The 474-nt window shown below is 57.6% G+C and carries 1 protein-coding gene and 1 pseudogene; both read right to left on the bottom strand.

Annotation, left to right across the window (positions count from 1 at the left end; all coding sequences use genetic code 11):
- Positions 1-130, bottom strand: a 130-nt coding sequence (locus tag AB1462_RS31815; protein WP_367249064.1) for a BtpA/SgcQ family protein, incomplete at its 3' end; no start/stop codon positions are given.
- A 44-nt stretch (positions 131-174) separates the two neighbouring features.
- A pseudogene (locus tag AB1462_RS31820) lies at positions 175-474 on the bottom strand (hypothetical protein); the annotation flags it as partial.

The following is a 474-nucleotide window of genomic DNA, read 5'->3' on the forward strand; positions in this document are numbered from 1 at the left end:
CGAACATGACAGCGTCCACATCGGCCGCCTGAAGAGCCTTGAGATCCCGCCGCGCCGCCTCAACGATGGCGTCGATACCACCATCGGCATTATAAAGCGGTGTGCCCGGCAGCGGAGCAAGGTGCATCATGGCAATTACCGGCTAGCGCTTGCCGAAAAGGGCGCTGAATTTCGTCATTTCGTCTTTGTTCCTTGCTTGCCGGCATCGGGATTGCAGTATTCGATCCTAGACGCCGCATTCTCGTAGGATACGGCGGCCGGATGCCGGTCGGTTATGAATATATCGATTGAATCCCAGGCGCAGACGTCAGCCTTTTCGCGGAGATCGAGCTTCGTGTGGTCTGCTACGAGAATTGTACGGCGGGCGCGCGCAATCGCCGCCTGTTTCACGCTCGCTTCTTCCAGCGTCACATTGGAAATGCCCTGCCGATCCACCGCAACAGCCGACAGAAAGAAGATGTCGACTTCCTCCTG

This window comes from Pseudomonas sp. SB113, from assembly GCF_040754745.1.
Classification (GTDB): Bacteria; Pseudomonadota; Gammaproteobacteria; order Pseudomonadales; family Pseudomonadaceae; genus Aquipseudomonas; species Aquipseudomonas grimontii.